This is a genomic window from Fusicatenibacter faecihominis, assembly GCF_020686945.1.
GTDB lineage: Bacteria > Bacillota > Clostridia > Lachnospirales > Lachnospiraceae > Limivivens > Limivivens faecihominis.
In genome coordinates this window covers 42656-62486 of the sequence record NZ_JAJEPR010000007.1, presented here as the reverse complement: position 1 = coordinate 62486, position 19831 = coordinate 42656, and the positions used below count along the sequence as shown (strand labels likewise).

Below are 19831 nucleotides of genomic sequence, written 5' to 3'. Positions count from 1 at the left end.
CACCATGTATTCATTCACCAGCCGCATCCGCTTCAGCGAAGTGGACACGCACCTCAACCTCACTCTTGGTTCCGTCATCGATTACTTCCAGGACTGCAGCACCTTCCATTCCGAGGCTGTGGGCATGAACATTGCCCGCCTGAGCGCCATGAAGCGTGCCTGGATCTTATCCTCCTGGCAGATCGTTCCGGTACGGTTCCCGAAGCTGGGCGAGAAAGTGACCATCAGCACCTGGCCCTACGATTTCCATGGCTTTTTCGGCTATCGAAATTTCACGATGACAGGGGAAGACGGCGAATGTCTGGTTTATGCCAATTCTATCTGGATTTACATGGATACGGAGACGGGCAGACCGGTGAAGGTGGATCAGGAACAGGAAGCGTGCTTCCGGATAGAAGAGAAGTTTCCTATGGAATATGCGGACCGGAAGATCCGTATGCCGGAAGAAACAGAAGAACGGGAATCTTTCCAGGTGGCGAAGCACCATCTGGATATCAACCACCATGTAAACAATGCCCAGTACATCAAGATGGCAGAAGAATATCTGCCGGAAGGTTTTGCGCTGAAGGAAATGCAGACCGAGTACAAGAAGGCAGCGATGCTTCACGACGTTATCGTCCCCAGAGTGGCCAGAGAGGATGGCCGCTTGACGGTGGCGCTGACAGACGCAGGGGGAAGGCCCTACGCCGTGGTGGTTTTTCAGGAGAAACAGTAAAACCAGAAAGAATAAGAGGAGAGTACTATGCTGGAATTAGGAAAAAGACAGAGCCTGACGGTGGTCAAGACTGTTGATTTTGGGGTATATTTAAGTGAAGGAGAAGGAGCCGGGGAGGAAGTGCTCCTTCCGAAAAAAGAAGTTCCGGAGGGAACGAAGACAGGCGATCAACTGGAAGTCTTCCTATATAAAGATTCAAAGGACCGTCTCATCGCCACCAGAGAGGAGCCGGCTATCCAGCTGGGCGAGGTTGCCCTTCTGAAAGTAGCAGAGACCGGAAAAATCGGCGCATTTCTTGACTGGGGCCTGCCGAAAGATCTTCTCCTGCCCTTCCGTGAGCAGACCAGAAAGGTGGAACCGGGGGACGAGTGCCTGGTGGCCCTCTACATCGACAAGAGCAGCCGTCTCTGCGCGACCATGAAGGTGTATCACTATCTAAAAAAAGAATCTCCCTATGAAAAAGGCGATCATGTGAACGGCCGGATCTACGAGATCAGCAACAATTTCGGCGCTTTCGTGGCCGTGGATGACTGCTACTCCGGACTGATTCCGAAGCGGGAGGCCGCAGAGCATTACCAGGTAGGCGAGGTCCTTTCTTTACGCGTCACCGCTGTGAAAGCCGACGGCAAGCTGGACTTAAGCTCCAGAGAGCGGATTCCGGAGCAGATGAACCGGGATGCGGAAGAGGTCTTGAGAAGACTGGAAGAAAAAGGCGGAGTCTTTGATTTTACCGACAAGGCAGATCCCGAGCTTATCAAAGAAGAACTGGGACTGACGAAAAATGCCTTCAAGCGCGCCGTAGGCCGCCTCTTAAAGCAGGAAAAAATCGAGATTTCCAACGGAAAAATTGTGAAGAAATGAATTGATTTCTTCCTGTAAATGCTTTATAGTATATTCAAAAGTGAAAGCTGCCCCGATCCCTTCGCGGCAGCTTTTTCCAGATAAAAGTATATTTTTTTAAGGAGAAGAAGAGTGGACTCGATAGACTATTATGAACGGCAGGGAAGCCAGTATTTTGAAGAAACCATCGATCTTGATATGACGGACCATCTGAGAAGGTTCCTCGACAGACTTCCGGAGAATGCGGAGGTTCTGGATTTGGGCTGCGGTTCCGGCCGTGACAGCCGGTACCTTGAGGAGGCAGGCTGTTATGTGACACCCATGGACGGTTCACCGAAAATGTGCAGTCTCGCAGAGATTTACACAGATCTTGATGTGCTCTGCCTGACCTTCGAGGAGATGGAGTTTCAGGAGGTTTTCGACGGAATCTGGGCTTCCGCTTCGCTGCTTCATGTGGCCAGAAAAGATATGCATCACATCTTAAAGAAGGTCAGTGATGCGCTGAAACCCGGCGGTATTCTCTATATGTCCTTCCAGTACGGAGAGGGCGAGGAGTACCGGAACGGTCGTTTTTACTGCGATTACACGGAAAAAACGATGAAAAAACTGTTGCAGCTGGAACACGAGCTGGAGATTCTTGAGATCTACCAGAGCGATGATGTCCGCGAAGGACGGCCGCGGTGGCTGAATGTACTTGTGAAAAAAGAAGGCGGGGAAGAAGATGACTAATAGTAAAAAAGCCAACGGGCTGTTTCTTACGATGACAGTCTGCATTATCTGTTTTTATCTGTTTGGAAAAGGACTTGTGACAGGACTGCCGGTATCTATACGGCTGATCTCATCGGAGATCGTCTATCTTATCCCGGTGCTGCTCTGCCTTCTGATCGGACGGGATTCCATTGGAAAACTGATTCCTCACAGGGCGCCTAGGATTTCCACGCTGCTGATGACAATTCTCTTTGTACTCCTTCTGGAGCCATTGATGACCTGCCTGAACGTATTTACGATGCTGTTTTCCACCAACTATGTGCTGGAGACCCGGAGTGATCTTTCTATCATTTCCGTACCGCTTCAGCTTATCTGCATCGCGGTGGTTCCGGCTGTTCTGGAAGAGTTCATGTTCCGCGGCGTCTTTGCAGGCTATTACCGGGAAAAAGGAATCCTTACAGCTGCGCTCTTAAGCGGCCTTGTCTTCGGCCTTTTCCATCTGAATTTCAATCAGTTCGGCTATGCCTTCGCTCTCGGCGTGGCCTTCGCCCTTCTTCTGGAAGGAACCGGCAGTATTTTTTATGGAATGTTTGCCCATTTTCTCATCAATGGCTTCAGCGTCATCATCACAGCGCTTTCCGATAAGATTCTGCCCCTCACCGGAGAGGAGAGCATCGCAGCGGTGGCAGAGAGCATGACGACGGAAACGCTGGTCAATACTTTCTGCGTCTATGCGGTAATTGCGGCGGTTTCCACCTGCCTTGCGGGGGCCGTTTACATCTGGATCGTGAAACATTCCGGCCGTACCGCTTATCTTGAGAAAAACTGGAAGGGCTCCGGGGAGAAAAAGGTTTCGCCGGTCTTTCTCATCGGCGTTGTCCTCTGTCTGGGCTTTATGGTATGGAGAGATTTTTGGGCATAATCTAGGGAGGTAAAGTTTGAAATTTACACATCTGCACGTCCATACGGAGTACAGTCTCCTGGACGGCTCGAATAAGATAAAAGAATATGTTGCCAGGGTCAAGGAGCTGGGCATGGACAGCGCAGCCATCACAGATCACGGCGTTATGTATGGTGTCATTGATTTTTACCGGGCGGCCAAAGCGGCGGGGATTAACCCTGTCCTGGGCTGTGAGGTGTATGTGGCACCTAATTCTCGTTTTGACAGAGAAATTGGTAAGGATGAGGATCGGTATTACCATCTGGTGCTGCTGGCGGAGAACAATACGGGCTACAGTAACCTCATGAAGATCGTTTCCAAGGGCTTCGTGGAAGGCTTCTATTATAAGCCGAGGGTGGATATGGAGGTTCTGAACCGCTACCATGAGGGGATTATCGCTTTAAGCGCCTGCCTGGCGGGCGAGGTGCAGCGCTATCTGGCCCGGGGCATGTACGAGGAGGCCTGCAGGGCGGCAAAGAAATATGAGACCACCTTTGGAAAAGGAAACTTTTTTCTGGAGCTTCAGGATCATGGCATTCCGGAGCAGAAAATGGTGAATCCGCAGCTTCTTCGGATGAGCAAGGAGCTCGGCATCGATCTTGTGGCCACCAACGACGTCCATTACACCTACGCCGAGGATGCGGCGGCCCACGATATTCTGCTCTGCCTCCAGACTGGAAAAAAACTTCAGGATGAGGACCGGATGCGCTACGAGGGCGGCCAGTATTATGTGAAGTCGCCGGAGGAGATGGAGGCCCTCTTTCCTTACGCGAAGGAGGCTCTGGAAAACACCTGGAAAATTGCCCAGCGCTGCCATGTGGAGATCGAGTTCGGCGTGACCAAGCTGCCGAAATTTGATGTTCCGAAGGAGTACACCTCCTGGGAATATCTGAACAAGCTCTGTCACGAAGGGCTGGTGAAGCATTACGGCGACCCTTCGCCGGAGCTCACCGAGCGCCTGGAATATGAGCTTTCCGTCATCAAGACCATGGGCTATGTGGACTATTTCCTGATTGTGTGGGATTTCATCCGCTATGCGAGGGACCACGATATCATGGTAGGGCCGGGACGAGGGTCTGCGGCAGGAAGCCTTGTGGCCTACTCACTCGGCATCACGAAACTGGACCCGATCCGTTATAACCTGCTCTTTGAGCGTTTCCTGAACCCGGAGCGGGTGTCCATGCCCGATATCGACGTGGATTTCTGCTTTGAACGGCGCCAGGAGGTCATCGACTATGTGGTGCGGAAATACGGAAAAGACCAGGTGGTACAGATCGTCACTTTCGGTACGCTGGCGGCCCGGGGTGTGATCCGGGATGTGGGCCGTGTTATGGATCTGCCCTATGCAAGAGTGGATGCCATCGCGAAAATGGTCCCCAACGAGCTTAATATCACGATCGACAAGGCGCTGAAGGGCAATTCCGAGTTTCAGGAGCTCTATAACAGCGACGAGGAAGTGAAAAACCTCATCGATATGGCAAAAAGACTCGAGGGACTTCCGCGACATACCTCCATGCACGCGGCGGGCGTGGTCATCAGCCAGAAGGCTGTGGACGAGTATGTGCCCCTTTCCCGGGCAAACGACGGAACGATCATCACCCAGTTTACGATGACGACTCTGGAGGAGCTGGGTCTTCTGAAAATGGATTTCCTGGGGCTTCGTACCCTGACGGTCATCCAGAATGCCCAGAAGGAGATCGAGCGAGAGACCGGCGTGGCCATTGACATGGACGCGATCGATTACGATGATAAAAAAGTGCTGGCTTCCCTGGGAACCGGCCATACGGACGGCGTGTTCCAGCTCGAAAGCGCGGGTATGAAAAGCTTCATGAAGGAGCTGAAACCCCAGAATCTGGAGGACGTGATCGCCGGTATCTCCCTGTACCGGCCGGGGCCCATGGATTTTATTCCGAAATACATTGAGGGAAAAAATAATCCCGAAAACATCCATTACGACTGCCCGCAGCTGCAGCCGATTCTGGAGCCTACCTACGGCTGTATCGTTTACCAGGAGCAGGTTATGCAGATCGTCCGGGCGCTGGGTGGCTACACGCTGGGGCGGAGTGACCTGGTGCGCCGTGCGATGTCAAAGAAGAAAGCGGCCGTCATGGAGAAAGAGCGCCAGAATTTCGTTTACGGAAACAGGGAAGAAGGCGTACCCGGCTGTATCGCCAACGGCATCGACGAAAAGACGGCCAACAAGATTTACGACGATATGATTGATTTCGCCAAATATGCCTTCAATAAATCCCATGCGGCGGCCTATGCGGTGGTATCTTATCAGACAGCCTGGCTAAAATATTATTATCCCACGGAGTTTATGGCGGCTCTTATGACCTCGGTCATCGATAACCCGGGAAAAGTTTCCGAGTATATCTATACCTGCCGTCAGATGAAAATCTCCATTCTCCCGCCGGATGTCAACACCGGAGAGGTAGGCTTTTCCGTGGAAAAAGGCGGCATCCGCTACGGGCTTTCCGCCATCAAGAGCGTGGGCCGTTCCTTCATCGAGGGCATGTTAAAAGAGAGAAGGGAAAACGGGGCCTTCCGCTCCATCAAAGATTTCGTGGAGCGCATGACTGGCAAGGATCTGAATAAACGTGTCATCGAAAACTTCATCAAGGCGGGAGCTCTGGATGGCCTCGGCGCTACCCGGCGTCAGCTCATGATGATCTACGCTTCACTCATGGATCAGGTGGCCCAGGAGCGGAAAAACAGCCTTTCCGGTCAGATGAGCCTCTTTGATTTCATGGGCGAAGAGGAGAAAAAGGAGTTTGAAGTCCACCTGCCTGACGTGGGTGAGTACGAGAAGGAAGAGCTCCTTTCTTTTGAAAAAGAAGTTTTGGGCATCTATATCAGCGGCCATCCGCTGGAAAAATACGAGACCATGTGGCGGAAAAACATTTCTGCCCTGACCAGCGATTTCCAGCTCGATGAGGAGACGAACAAGAGCCAGGTGGAGGACGAGTCCCGGCAAATCATCGGCGGTATGATCACGGCGAAAACCGTCAAGTACACGCGGACCGGAAAGCCCATGGCCTTTGTGACACTGGAGGATCTGGTGGGAACCGTGGAGGTTATCGTTTTCCCGAAGGATTATGAGAAGTACCGGAGTCTTCTCGATGAGGAGAAAAAGGTCTTCATCAAAGGTCACGTCAACGCCGAGGATGACCGGCCGAGCAAGCTGGTCTGCGAGCGTGTCTGGGCTTTCGAGGAGGTTCCGAAGGAACTCTGGATCCAGTTTGCGACCCTGGAGGATTTCAAGGCCAGAGAGCGGGAACTCTATGATATTCTTCGGACTTCCGACGGAAAAGATCATGTGGTTTTATACATCCGTTCCCCGAAAGCGGTGAAGAAACTGGCCGGAAGCTGGGATATCCTGGTGACGGAAGCACTCTGCCGGGAAATTGCATCGCATTTTGGGCAGCAGAATGTGAAAGTTGTGGAAAAGTCTATTGAAAATCTGGGAAAAATGAATTAAACTAATATCCATAGGCAAAAGAAAGGCAGAGTTTTCATGCCAATAAAACACCATTTATTTTTGGAGGGTTCAATCATGGCAAATGCGATTAAAACGATCGGAGTTCTTACAAGCGGCGGCGATGCACCTGGCATGAACGCTGCCATCCGTGCGGTTGTCCGCAGTGGTATTGCAAAAGGTCTGAATGTAAAAGGCATTTATAAAGGATACAATGGTCTGATCAACGGCGAGATCGAGGATCTGACAGCAAGATCTGTTTCTGATACGATTTCCCGCGGAGGTACGATGCTTTACACCGCCCGCTGTGCGGAGATGCGTACACCGGAAGGCCAGGCACAGGCTGCAAAGGTCTGCCGTGAAAACGGAATTGAGGGACTGGTAGTTATCGGTGGCGACGGTTCCTTCGCAGGAGCACAGAAACTGGCTGCTCTCGGCGTCAACACCATCGGTGTTCCGGGAACTATCGACCTGGATATCGCCTGCACCGAGTATACCATCGGTTTCGATACCGCAGTCAACACGGCAATGGAAGCCATCGATAAGGTTCGTGATACTTCCACCTCCCATGAGCGCTGCAGCATTATCGAGGTAATGGGACGTAACGCCGGTTATATCGCTCTCTGGTGCGGTATCGCCAACGGCGCGGAGGATATTCTTCTTCCTGAAAAGTACGATTACGACGAGCAGAAGCTCATCAACAATATCATCAACAACCGGAAACGCGGCAAAAAGCACCACATCATCATCAACGCTGAGGGTATCGGTCATTCCACCAGCATGGCACGCCGGATTGAGGCAGCCACCGGAATCGAGACCAGAGCGACGATCCTCGGTCACATGCAGCGAGGTGGAAGCCCGACCTGTAAAGACCGTGTATACGCTTCAATGATGGGCGCATACGCCGTAGATCTTCTGGCAGACGGCAAGACCAAACGGGTAGTCGGCTACAAAGGCGGCGAGTTTGTGGATTACGATATCGACGAGGCACTGGCTATGCAGAAAGAACTGCCGGAGTACTGGCTGAGAGTCGCTAAGGCGATGTCCGTATGATCACCAGCACATCCAACCAGCAGGTGAAAAATCTCCTTCAGCTTCAGAAAAAGTCCAAAGCCCGCAAGGAGCAGGGTGTTTTTGTGGTGGAAGGAGTCAAGATGTTCCGGGAAGCTCCGGCGGACTGGATCGTAAAAACCTATGTTTCCCAGGAATTTTTGAAAAAAGAAGAGGCCTCTGTCTTAAAAGGCAGGGAGTACGAGATCGTGGAGGACCGGGTTTTCAAGACCATGTCCGACACGATGACCCCCCAGGGAATCCTAGCGGTTGTGCGCCAGCCGGTGAGTAGCCTTGAGAAGCTTCTTAATGATCCAGCTCCCTTTTTCATGGTTCTGGAAAATATCCAGGATCCGGGAAACTTAGGCACTATCCTCCGCACGGCGGAAGGAGCAGGTGTCAATGGTATCCTCATGAGCCGTGACACCGTAGATATCTTCAACCCCAAGACTATCCGCAGCACGATGGGTTCCGTCTACCGGGTGCCCTTCCTCTATGTGGAGGATATCTGTGAGACGGTCCGGAAGCTGAAAAACAAAGGCATCTCAGCTTACGCCGCCCATTTAAAAGGCACCGGCTCCTACGATGAGCAGAATTACACAAAAGGCACAGCCTTCCTCATCGGTAACGAAGGAAACGGCCTCACCGATGAGCTGGCGGACCTCGCGGACACCTACATCCGCATTCCCATGTATGGAAAAGTAGAGTCTCTGAACGCGGCGATTGCGTCGGCGGTGCTGATGTATGAAGCGCAGAGGCAGAGAAGAAATATTGAAAGATGAATGGAAATACAGAGAAAAGATGGCTTTTAAGCTGTCTTTTCTTTTTTTGAAAGTTTTTCTGCCCTAACCCCTTGACGGAAATCGTTTTCCTCTGCTATAATACAGGCGATTCAGTGCAGTGCCGAAAGGCTGCTATCATAGCAATGGGAACGAAGTAGAAGCTTCGACAGCCCCCGCTACTGTAGGACGGACGAGTTTCTCTAGGAAGTCACTGTGAAAACGGGAAGACGGAGAAAGGTAGGATGAAGTCGAGTCAGGAGACCTGCTGTACTGAAACAGTGATCTTCGGTGGGAAGATATGCACTGTGCGGAAGTTTTATATCGTGGGTATTCTGGAGCAGCAAAGCAGAGTATGTGCGTATTTTGCTGTCCAGCCAATCACAGAATAGCTTTACGCAAGTGGAACCGGGGAGGTTCCTATTTTTGTGCCCAGCTCAGAGACAAGCAGATTTTTGCGTGTAAGTGCGAGTCATGCTTGCATGAACGAGCACTTATGCGCGGAAATCTATTTGGCGAGAGCCAACAGCGAGATGCAGCGAAGCGGAATCGAGCTGGCTTGCCTCTGAGCGTTCTCACTCCCCCTAAATTTCATCGGAAGATCTGCAATTAAAAACGCGGTCAGAATAGCCGCTCAGATCAAACGAAAGAGAGGAATCAACAAATGAAGAAACGTGTACTCACCCTGTTACTTGCCGGAATTATGGCTGTAAGCACCACTGGAGTGTCCAGCTTTGCTGCTGAAACCGAAACCGAGACTGCAACCGAGGCTGCAAGCGAAGCAGACGAGGAGTATGGCGAGGTTGTCATCGAGGACGGAGACCGTACCATCACCTTTACCGAGATGCCGAAAGGAATCCTTTGCCTGTACAGCGGCGAGGTTCTGATGAAACTGGGCTTAAAAGACTACATCGTTGCAACTAATGAGAACAACAAAGGACGCAAATCTCCGCTGGAAGGTGTTGCAGATGACTTCGAGGGAATCCCGGAGCTGGAGAAATCCCAGGAGAACGCTGTTGCATCCGGAGCTGACCTGATCATTGGCGAGATCAGCGCCTTCAAAGATACCAACTGGGGAACCTTTGAGTCTCTGGAAGATAAAGGAATCAACTGCTACGCTCTGAACGGTACCGTTGTAGCAGACGAGACCATGGACAGCATTTACCAGGATATCGAGAATATGGGTAAAATCTTCAAGGTAGAGGATAAGGCAGAGGCCCTCATCGAGGATACCAAAGCACAGATCTCCGAGATCCAGGATGCAGTCAAAGATGTCAAAGAAGAGGACAAAGTAAAAGCTTTCGTTATGGACAGCCTGAGCGGAAACGAGATTTACACCACCTCCGCAGGTCTTGAGAGCAACCTCATCGAGCTGGCTGGCGGAATCAACACCACCAAAGGAATGTCCGATTCCAGATGGTTTACCACCAGCGTTGAGACTCTGGTAACTGCAAATCCGGATGTTATCATCTTTAACGATTACGGCGTAGAGGGCCAGGTTCAGGAGAACATGGACTTCATCACCAACAATGCTGCTCTGGCAGACGTACCTGCTGTTAAAAACCAGAACTATGTGGTTGTTCCGCTGGCATATGTTATGCACGACCTGAGCGCAGTTGTTGCCTGCCAGGATTTCGCAGAAGCTTTCTATCCGGACTGCTTCACTGAGTAAGAGAGGTTTCTGGAAAAGATGAAAGAAATCAAACTTCGAGAGGGACTTCTGTTTCCGATTCTTATTGCGTTTCTTCTTTTTTCCATGGTTGCTGTCATATCGGTGGGCTCCGCGTCCATCGATATGGGCACCGTTTACCGGATTTTGGTTGACCAGCTCTTTTTCCAGGGAAAAGGAACAGAGGCGGGTCTGTGGGAGAAATCTTTTTATCAGATCGTATGGAATATCCGTCTGCCAAGAGTGCTCTTTGGTGTCTGCTGCGGCGCCGGCCTTTCGATTTGTGGAGCTGCCATGCAGGCGCTGGTACTGAACCCCATCGCAGAACCTTATATTTTGGGAGTTTCCTCCGGAGCATCGGCAGGAGCAGCCTGGGCGCTGCTGATGCCGATTCCTTTTTTCAGGGGACAGTATCAGACCACGGCTATGGCTCTCTGCGGCGCTTTGGTGGCCTTTGCCTGTGTTTACAGCATGGCGAAGATCGGAGGCGGCGGAAAAATTCAGCCCATGACGCTGCTTCTTTCCGGAACGGCAGTCAATGCAGTGATGAGCGCCATCACGAGCCTTCTCATCTTTCTGGCCAAGAGTCCGGAGAGCATTTCTGCCGTATACAACTGGCAGATGGGAAGCCTGGCGGCGGCTCAGTGGAATACCTTGTGGATTCCCGCGGTGGGCGTGCTGTCTGGCTGTATCTGCTTCACATGGAAAAGCGGCACCTTCAACCTCATGATGATGGGAGACGAGGACGCCGCCGCCATGGGTGTGGATGTGAAAAATTTCCGGCGCTGGATGTTTGTGGTCTGCGCCATTATCGTGGCTTCTCTGGTTTCTGTCACCGGAATCATCGGTTTCGTAGGCCTTATGGTGCCTCATATCGTGCGCCTCCTTTCCGGAACCAGCAACAATAAGGTAATCATTCCGCTGAGTGCGATCTTCGGAGCGACTTACCTGATCTGGGCGGATGCAGCTGCCCGCGGTCTTTTTGGCGCGGCAGAACTGCCCCTTGGTATTATCACAGCCTTTGTGGGAGCACCGTTTTTCTTCTATCTTATGGCTGCAAAGAGCAGAGGAGGGAACGGCCGTGGTGCTTGATTTTGAAAATATTCATGTGCAGTATGGGCGGAAGGAGATCCTCCACGGAGTTGATCTTTCCGTGGAAAAAGGCAAGATTACCGGTATCGTCGGCCCCAACGGCTGCGGAAAATCTACGCTGGTAAAGACCGTCTTCGGCATCGCGCCAATGAAAGAGGGAAAGATCATTCTGGAAGGACAGGACACCGGGAAAATGACCCGCAAGGAGCTTTCCGAAAAGCTCGGTTATGTGGGTCAGGAGACGGCCTGTGTCTTTGACTTCACCGTTGAAGATATCATCGGCATGGCCCTCTATAATCGGAAAAAAGAGAAAACTTCCTCCAAAGATATCATCCGCCATGCTATGGAGGAGCTGAAAATCACCGATTTTTCCGGGCGAAACATTCAGACACTCTCCGGCGGCGAGCGGAAAATGGTCTTCCTTGCCCGGGCGGTAGCCCAGGGTGTGGACACGATCATTCTTGACGAGCCCACGAACCACCTGGACATCTGCCATCAGCTCTTCCTTCTCAATTATCTGAAGCAGAGCGGCAAGACCATCCTCATCGTGATTCACGATCTGCGCCTGGCGTCCTACTACTGCGACACCCTCTACCTCATGGAAGAAGGCCGCGTCCTCAGCCACGGCACCCCCCAGAAAGTCCTGACCCGTGACCATGTGGAAAAAGTCTTCGGCATTTCCGGCTACATGGTGGAGAGAGAAGACGGAGAAGCAGACTTCGCCATTGATTTTGAAAAAAGAATAGAAAATTAAAATGCACGCAGAAGACTTGCAGAAAGGGAGAAGTCTTCTGCGTGTTTTTGCGTGCATTTTTTATTGCAAATAGATATAGTAGATGAAGGGAGGGCTTTGCCATGAAGAAACTGCCAGTTGGAATTGATGATTTCAGGAAAATCAGAGAAAACGACTACTACTATGTAGATAAGACGAATTTAATCAGGGATATTATCGACAATGGCTCGGAAGTGACACTTTTTACCAGGCCGCGCAGATTTGGCAAAACTCTGAATATGTCTATACTGAAGGCATTTTTTGAAATTGGAGCAGATCCTGCATGGTTTGAAGAGCTGAAAATTTCAAAAGAGAAAGATTTATGCGATAAACATCTGGGAAAATATCCGGTTATCTTTATGAGTTTAAAAGAAGTTTCCGGTTTGAATTATGAGGAAGCAGTAAGCAAATTTCGGAATCTTATGGCGGAGATTATTGGAAAATATGAATTTATGCTGTATGATCATAAGCTTTCTGCTTTCCAAAGGCAGCGCCTGGAGAAAATGCTTCTTGGGGATTGGAGCGGAGTCAATCTTTCTTTATCATTGAAAATATTGTCCGATATTTTGTTTCAATATTATGAAAGAAGAGTCATTATTCTGATTGATGAGCATGATGTTCCCCTGGATAAGGCGTATCAGTACGGTTATTATGAAGAGCTGGTCGCTTTTATCAGGAGCTTTTTTGGAGCTGCGTTGAAAAGCAACAGCAGTCTGGCCTTTGCAGTGTTGACCGGCTGTCTGAGAATTTCAAAAGAAAGCATTTTTACGGGGCTCAATAATTTTGATGTGAGGACGATTTCGGATGTTCAGTTTGACGAATGTTTTGGGCTGACGGATGCCGAAGTGCAGCAGATGATGGACGACTATCAGCTGAATGCCTATTATATGGAAGCAAAGGAATGGTACGATGGCTATGTGTTTGGCAGGAAATATGTCTATTGTCCATGGACTAAAATCGTAGATCATACCGCTGAAACTTTTGATTACTGGATAAACAGCAGCAGCAATTCCATTATAAGGGAATTTTTAAGCAAACGGGAATATGATGTGTCGGAAAAGTTCGAGAGACTGCTTCAGGGTGAGGCTATTCTGAAGGAGCTTTCGGAAAATCTGACTTATGATGAAGTGATGGATTCCGAGTCAAATATCTGGAGCCTGCTTTATGCATCCGGCTATCTGACGAAGGATTTATACAGGGACAGCTCTTTTGCAGGCAGAAAAAAATGCTTTTTAAAAATACCTAACAGAGAGATTGAAGATGTATTTGAGGAAACCATCAGAAAATGGACTACAGATACGATTAAAAGCAGCGATCGGACTTCCTTTTTTCAGCCTTTCTGGGAAAAGGATGACAAAAAATTAAGCCAGATTTTGTCAGATTTACTGTTTACGACCATCAGCTATCATGATTATTCGGAAAGCTTTTATCATGCAATCCTAGTCGGTCTCTTATCGAAAGCAGGCTATATTGTGGAGTCCAATTTTGAAAATGGCCTGGGGCGTTCTGATATTGCAGTGAAAGACAGAGCCGACAGGAAAGCGGTTGTGATCGAGGTAAAAGTCTCAGATTCAGAAGCTTGTTTGGAGGCAGATTGTGAGAAGGCACTGGCTCAGATCAGAGAAAAGAGATATGCAGATAAGATCAAAACAGAGGATTACAGAACGGTGCTGAGCTATGGGATGGCTTTTTATAAGAAGACTTGCCTGGTAAAGATAATGATAAACAAATAAAAGAAAAAGAACAAGTCGCCATAAGGCAGATAAAGAAAATCTGTTTTATGGCGACTTTTTTGGTATGAAATAAAGAGTGAAAATTGACGCTTTATAAAGGAAATGATATAATATCACTAATTATATCGAAAAAAATAGAGAAAAATCGGATAAAACGCACAGAAAGGCAGCAAAGGTATGTATGCAGATTTAAAAATGGAGTTAGACTCCCCAATACTTACATTTCAGCAGTCATCAAATTTGCAAGGGGTTATAATGGAAAATATTCAAGCGGAGTATGCGGAGAGATTGCATGAAAATCGTTTGAATCCGTATAGCCAGTGCCTTGTAAAAGAAAATGGAAAATTGGTCTGGCATATAAAAACACTGACAGAAGAAGCCTATGAAAACATCATTCTTCCAATGGCAAAATTGAATGAGTTGAACATAAAGAAAAAACAGTTGCTGGCTCCGATTAAACGAAAAAATGTAGAATTGTATGATGAAAGCAACCTGATAAAAGAATTTTACGATAAAAAGTGTGAAAGATATCTGGAAGTAAATTTTCTGACGCCAACAGCTTTTAAACGTGATGGAAAATATATGATTTATCCGGATTTACAGTTAATTTATGGAAGTTTAATGCGTAAATACAGCGAACTTTCAGCTGAACTGAATATGATAGATGAGGATACGCTAACGGAATTAACAGAAAAAAGTGAGATCAGAAGATATCGTCTGCAGACAGTTGCATTTCCACTGGAAAAGGTGCAGATTACAGGATTTGTTGGAAGCATTTGCATTCATATGGGAGGCACAGACACGCTGGCGAAATATGCGAGAATGTTATTAAAATTTGGGGAATTTTCTGGCATAGGAATAAAGACAGGTATTGGAATGGGCGCGATAAAATATGGCAGGAGGGAGAAGGATGAATGATCAGAAAGCAAAACTTGGTATAGGAGCACTTTTACATGATATAGGAAAGGTTATTTACAGGCAGGGGAATGACCGTAGAAATCATAGTACGTCGGGTTATGATTATTTAAAAACAGAAGCAGGAGTGAACGATTCGGAAGTTTTGAATTGTGTGCGATATCATCACGCGTCACATCTGAAGAATGCTTCCATTGCAGATGAAAGTCTGGCATATATCGTTTATATTGCGGATAATATCGCTGCCTTTGCTGATCGGAGAAAAAGAGAGAACACAGAGGAAAAGGGATTTGAAGTATCTGTTCCGCTGCAGAGTGTTTTTAATATTTTAAATGGGAACCAGGAGGAATTGTATTATCAGCCGGGAGACATGGACCCGAATGGAGAAATTAATTATCCATCAGCAGAAAAGAAAAAATTTTCGGAAAATTTTTATCAGAAAATACGGGCAAGACTTACAGATAATTTAAAAGGAATTGATTGGACAGAAGAGTATTTAAATTCATTGCTGGCGGTTATGGAAGCGAATTTGTCTTATGTACCTTCATCAACTGCGAAAGCAGAACTTACAGATATTTCTCTTTTTGATCATGTAAAAATGACAGCGGCAGTTGCTGCCTGCATTTATGATTATTTGAATGAAAAACAGTTGAACTATAAGGAAACACTTTTTACAAAAGAAAAAGAATTTTATGATCAAAAAGTATTTTTGCTGTTCTCTATGGATATTTCCGGAATCCAAAATTTTATTTATACAATCACATCTAAAAACGCATTGCGGACTTTAAGAGCCAGATCTTTTTACTTGGAAATTCTGATGGAACATATTATCGACTTGCTTTTGGAAAAATTGGAACTTTCCAGAACAAATTTAATTTATTCTGGAGGCGGACATTGTTATATGCTTTTGCCTAATACAGATGGTGCAAAAGCGAAGATTAAAGAATTTGAAGAAGAATTAAAAAATTGGTTTTTACGATATTTTCAAACAGAATTGTTTGTGGCTTGTGGTTATGCAATTTGTGATGCCAATACATTAAGAAACATTCCAGAGGGAAGTTATGCAGAAATATTTCAGACTGTCGCGAGAAGAATAGCAGAAAAGAAACAGCATCGGTATTCGGCAGAGGATATCATATGGTTAAATAATAGAAAGATAAATGATTATACAAGAGAATGCAAAGTATGTAAGAAAATTGGCAATGTAGATGAAGAAGGGGTATGCCCGTTATGCAGAAAAATAGAAAAATTTTCTGCAAATGTGTTATACAGTGATTTTTTTACTGTTGAGTTGGAGGGCGGCGAGGAAGGGCTGCCTCTTCCGGGAAACTGTTATCTTTTAGCTGATGGGGAAAGGTCATTAAAAAAGCGTATGGAAAAAGATCTGTATTTTGTAAGGACCTATGCGAAGAATCAGATGTTTACCGGAAAGCATGTGGCAACGAAACTCTGGGTAGGGGATTATACGACAGGAAATACCTTTGAAGAATTTGCCGAGGAGGCAGAAGGGATTAACCGGATCGGAATTTTGCGGGCAGATGTGGACAATTTAGGCCAGACATTTGTGGTCGGTTTTCCAGAACAATATACAACATTGAGCAGAACAGCAACTCTTTCAAGACAGTTGTCGATTTTCTTTAAGTATTTTATTCGTTCTATATTAGCAGAAGGGGAATTTAGTCTGACTGGGGAAAATAAGGGTGTAGAAAGAAAAGCAACGATTATTTATTCTGGCGGTGATGATGTATTTATTGTGGGAACTTGGAATGATGTAATAGAGCTGGCTGTAGATTTAGAGGAAAAGCTAAAGAAGTATACTCAAGGGACACTTTCTATTTCAGCGGGAATTGGCATTTATGAAAAATCTTATCCGATCAGTGCGATAGCGGAAGAAACTGGAGATTTGGAATCGAAGTCAAAAGATCTTCCAGGGAAAAATGCGGTAACGTTGTTTGAAGATGGAGAATCACATTTCCTTATTGATGGAAAGACAGAAGTCAGCGATGGAACCTATAAGTGGGAAGAATTTATCAATGGAGTAGTGGTTGAAAAATACCGGGTACTTGAAGATTTTTTTGGAAATTTAGAAGATAGAGGAATGGTCTTTTTGTATCGAATGTTGGAATTGATTCGGAATCAAAAAGAAAAGATTAATTTTGCCAGGTTTGTTTATCTGCTTTCGAGACTTGAACCGACGGATGAAGGGGAGAAAAAAGAAAAATACAGATGGTTTTCAAAAAAGATGTATGAATGGATTCAGTCAGAGAAAGACTGCAGAGAGTTAAAAACGGCTATGAATCTCTATGCTTACAGTCATCGCGAGAAAGGGGAATTTTAAAATGAGAATAAATGAAAGTACCTATGTAGATGCTGCAGAAAAAGTGATTATAGAATTAGTGGAGGAGTCAAAGCGAAAAAACAGAGGAAAAATAAACATTGTTACTACATCTAAAATCAGGAACCTGTTGGCTATGACGGCGGATATCTATAATCAGGTATTGACAAGCCAAAAAGAAAATTTAAATGAAGATTTGAATGGGCGCATTGAGTATCTTAGGGTCAGATTTATGTATGAGTGTGGACGAGAACCGAAAGTAAATGAGTTTGTACAAAAGGCACAGATTCTTGATATTCTGAAAGAAATTAAGCAGAGTAAAAAGAACTATCTGTTGTTTAGCAGATATATGGAGGCATTGATTGCGTTTCATAGATATTATGGCGGACGAGATGAATAAGAGAGGGGAAGAATTATGTACGCGAAGATAAAAATTTCAGGTGATATTTTATTAAAAACAGGAATGCATATTGGGGGAAGTGGAGCATTTGCAGCGATTGGGGCAGTTGATTCGCCTGTGATCAAAGATGTGCTTTCAGGTTATCCCATGATTCCAGGGAGCTCTTTAAAAGGAAAAATAAGAAGTCTTCTTGCCAGAGAATTAAATACTGTTGTAATAGATCCAGATGGGGACGATGAACGGATTTTGCGCTTGTTTGGATCGGCAGGAAAAGGTAAATCAAAAATTAGAAGAAGCCGTCTGTTATTTTCAGATATGGTTCTGGCAAATGAAAATGAATTGCGAAAAGCGGGGCTTCAGAGCATGACAGAGGTAAAATTTGAAAATTCCATTTCAAGGACAACAGCGGTAGCGAATCCCCGTCAGATCGAACGGGCAGTAAGGGGAACTATTTTTGAACTGGATCTTATTTATGAGTTGGAAGAGGAAAATGAGTTTATCGAGGATATGGAAACTCTGGCAGAAGGATTAAAGTTATTGCAATATGATTATCTGGGAGGAAGCGGTTCCAGAGGATATGGCAAGGTAGGATTTCAGGATCTCTATGCGGAAGTGGTAGTGGGAGAAGTCGCTGATGGATTGATGGATCAGTGTAATAAAATTTTGGAGGAAGCAGCAGGAGAGTAAAGGAGCATTTCTGTAATTCATTAAAAGCGCCAATTGAATAAAAAAGAACCTCAAGGTAAGATTGAGTTGCATCTTGGCGGATGTAAACAAAACAATCAAACACCGGAGGTCCCAAATGAATTATACACAGAATGAAAAGATTGAGCAAGTAATAGATTCAACAATGGTTGTCGGAGTTGATATCGGAAGCCAGATACATTATGCAAGAGCTTTTGACAACAGAGGGCGCGAACTTACAAAACGTGTTTTTTCTTTTTATAACGATCTGGAAGGTTTCAATTCTTTCAATCTTTGGGCTGAGACACTTAAGACTGAGAATAACAAGACCGCAGTTCTGATCGGCTGCGAGCTAACAGGTCATTACTGGTTTGCATTTGCGAAGTATGTAAATAATCATCAGAAAAGATTAGTAATGGTCAATTCATTCTCAGTTAAGAAGATCAAGGAACTTGATGATAACAGTCCAAAGAAAACGGATTCAAAAGATCCTAAAACAATTGCAAAACTGGTTGTGGATGGGAGATATTCAATCCCATACATGCCAGAAGGCATTTATGCCGAAATAAGAGACCTGGTATACAGCCGTGACAGGATCATGAAGCAGCACAACATATCTGCAAACAGGATCCAGAGATGGCTTGCAATACATTTCCCGGAGTATCTGGGATTATACACAAGATTTGATGCAATAAGCGGCCTGGCAGTGCTTGAAAAAGCACCATTGCCAAAAGATGTGATCGCACTTGGAGTAAATGGGATTCGAAAAATCTGGCATGACAAAAAGATGCGTGGCAGAGGAGTTACAGAAGATAGGGCAAAGACCCTGGTTGAAGCTGCGCACAACAGTGTTGGACTTGGCGGAGGGATTGGAACGAAAAGTGAATTATATATGCTGCTTGAGGAGCATCGCTTATGGACTTCACAGTTAGAAGCCGTCAATAAAGTACTTGAGAAAATGATCCTGAAAGTACCGTATGTGGAGAAGTTACTCGCCATTAAAGGAGTAGGGAGTATCACAATAGCAGGATTCATAGCTGAGGTTGGTGATATCAGACGCTTTGATTCACCAAAACAGATCCAGAAATATGCAGGACTGGAACTGGTGGAAAACAGTTCAGGAAAGCACAAAGGAAGAACGAGGATCAGCAAACGTGGGAGAAGGAAACTCAGAAAGATCCTGTATCAGGTAATGGTACCGTTGCTTGCAGGAAACAGAGAGTTCCGAGAGATCTATGATTGCTATGTAACCCGTGTAAAGAATCCGCTGAAACGAAGGCAGGCAATGGTTGCTGTCAGCTGTAAGCTGATCCGTGTGTTTTATGCGGTATTAACGAAAGGTGTAGACTATGACAGATTGAAAATGATGTCAGATATTCACCGGGAAGGCAACTTTATAGCAGCCTGAGCAATAAGTACTGTAAACAGGAAAGCGTCCGCCATCAATGGTGCTGTGAAACAGGAATGCAAAATATATAAGACAAAGTAGAGCCAGTAGCTGCGTTGACATTTTTAATAGGGCAACGACCCTGCAAAAGGAGCATGAGCAGCATCCAACTATGGATAAGCAGAAGGAAGGAATTTAGGACCCGTCAGAGGATGGTGATCCTGGTAGACATGAGAGGTTAGTTGCTGTAGGTGAATTTGGGAGACAAGAAGGCCTTCATAAGAAAAGACAAAGACGTTTTATTTCTTGTACCTAAAATCATCAGAAATGGACT

General features: G+C 46.5%; 16 protein-coding genes and 1 riboswitch. All 16 genes read left to right on the top strand.

What is annotated here, in order from left to right; all coding sequences use genetic code 11:
- Nucleotides 1-4: 4 nt before the first annotated feature.
- The 16 genes from LKD71_RS06060 to LKD71_RS05985 all read left to right on the top strand — a co-directional run bounded on the left by LKD71_RS06060 (nucleotide 5) and on the right by LKD71_RS05985 (nucleotide 19518).
- Nucleotides 5-715, top strand: a complete 711-nt coding sequence (locus LKD71_RS06060; protein WP_178046541.1) for an acyl-[acyl-carrier-protein] thioesterase — start codon at nucleotides 5-7, stop codon at nucleotides 713-715.
- Nucleotides 716-742: 27 nt separating this feature from the next.
- Nucleotides 743-1576: a CvfB family protein gene (locus tag LKD71_RS06055; protein WP_227614731.1), complete on the top strand. Its 834-nt coding sequence runs from the start codon at nucleotides 743-745 to the stop codon at nucleotides 1574-1576.
- A gap of 111 nt (nucleotides 1577-1687) precedes the next feature.
- A complete protein-coding gene (locus LKD71_RS06050; RefSeq protein WP_227614730.1) occupies nucleotides 1688-2284 on the top strand; it encodes a class I SAM-dependent methyltransferase in 597 nt (198 codons plus the stop codon).
- Entirely contained in the window at nucleotides 2277-3185 is a 909-nt protein-coding gene (locus LKD71_RS06045) for a CPBP family intramembrane glutamic endopeptidase (RefSeq protein ID WP_227614729.1), read from the top strand. The genes LKD71_RS06050 and LKD71_RS06045 overlap by 8 nt, the downstream gene beginning before the upstream one ends.
- A gap of 16 nt (nucleotides 3186-3201) precedes the next feature.
- A complete protein-coding gene (locus tag LKD71_RS06040) occupies nucleotides 3202-6684 on the top strand; it encodes a DNA polymerase III subunit alpha (RefSeq protein WP_178046537.1) in 3483 nt (1160 codons plus the stop codon).
- A 75-nt stretch (nucleotides 6685-6759) separates the two neighbouring features.
- Nucleotides 6760-7734: a 6-phosphofructokinase gene (pfkA, locus tag LKD71_RS06035; protein ID WP_178046536.1), complete on the top strand. Its 975-nt coding sequence runs from the start codon at nucleotides 6760-6762 to the stop codon at nucleotides 7732-7734.
- Nucleotides 7731-8513, top strand: coding sequence for a TrmH family RNA methyltransferase (locus LKD71_RS06030; protein WP_227614728.1), 783 nt, complete (start codon nucleotides 7731-7733; stop codon nucleotides 8511-8513). Before pfkA ends, LKD71_RS06030 begins: the two co-directional genes overlap by 4 nt.
- Before the next feature lie 99 nt (nucleotides 8514-8612).
- Nucleotides 8613-8797, top strand: a riboswitch (cobalamin riboswitch).
- Nucleotides 8798-9174: 377 nt separating this feature from the next.
- Nucleotides 9175-10182, top strand: coding sequence for an ABC transporter substrate-binding protein (locus LKD71_RS06025; RefSeq protein ID WP_178046534.1), 1008 nt, complete (start codon nucleotides 9175-9177; stop codon nucleotides 10180-10182).
- An 18-nt stretch (nucleotides 10183-10200) separates the two neighbouring features.
- Entirely contained in the window at nucleotides 10201-11271 is a 1071-nt protein-coding gene (locus tag LKD71_RS06020) for a FecCD family ABC transporter permease (RefSeq protein ID WP_227614727.1), read from the top strand.
- Nucleotides 11261-12025 carry an ABC transporter ATP-binding protein gene (locus LKD71_RS06015; RefSeq protein WP_227614726.1) on the top strand — a complete coding sequence of 255 codons (765 nt, stop codon included), beginning with the start codon at nucleotides 11261-11263 and terminating at the stop codon, nucleotides 12023-12025. The genes LKD71_RS06020 and LKD71_RS06015 overlap by 11 nt, the downstream gene beginning before the upstream one ends.
- 101 nt (nucleotides 12026-12126) lie before the next feature.
- Nucleotides 12127-13776, top strand: coding sequence for an AAA family ATPase (locus tag LKD71_RS06010; RefSeq protein ID WP_227614725.1), 1650 nt, complete (start codon nucleotides 12127-12129; stop codon nucleotides 13774-13776).
- A 177-nt stretch (nucleotides 13777-13953) separates the two neighbouring features.
- Nucleotides 13954-14694, top strand: a complete 741-nt coding sequence (gene cas6 / locus LKD71_RS06005) for a CRISPR-associated endoribonuclease Cas6 (protein WP_227614724.1) — start codon at nucleotides 13954-13956, stop codon at nucleotides 14692-14694.
- Entirely contained in the window at nucleotides 14687-17029 is a 2343-nt protein-coding gene (cas10, locus tag LKD71_RS06000) for a type III-A CRISPR-associated protein Cas10/Csm1 (protein WP_227614723.1), read from the top strand. The genes cas6 and cas10 overlap by 8 nt, the downstream gene beginning before the upstream one ends.
- 1 nt (nucleotide 17030) lies before the next feature.
- The gene (csm2, locus tag LKD71_RS05995) at nucleotides 17031-17426 is read left to right on the top strand and encodes a type III-A CRISPR-associated protein Csm2 (RefSeq protein ID WP_227614722.1); all 396 of its coding nucleotides are present in this window, start codon (nucleotides 17031-17033) and stop codon (nucleotides 17424-17426) included.
- 15 nt (nucleotides 17427-17441) lie between these two features.
- A complete protein-coding gene (gene csm3 / locus LKD71_RS05990; RefSeq protein ID WP_227614721.1) occupies nucleotides 17442-18113 on the top strand; it encodes a type III-A CRISPR-associated RAMP protein Csm3 in 672 nt (223 codons plus the stop codon).
- Between the two features lie 115 nt (nucleotides 18114-18228).
- Nucleotides 18229-19518, top strand: coding sequence for an IS110 family RNA-guided transposase (locus LKD71_RS05985; protein WP_227614720.1), 1290 nt, complete (start codon nucleotides 18229-18231; stop codon nucleotides 19516-19518).
- The last annotated feature ends 313 nt before the right edge of the window (nucleotides 19519-19831 follow it).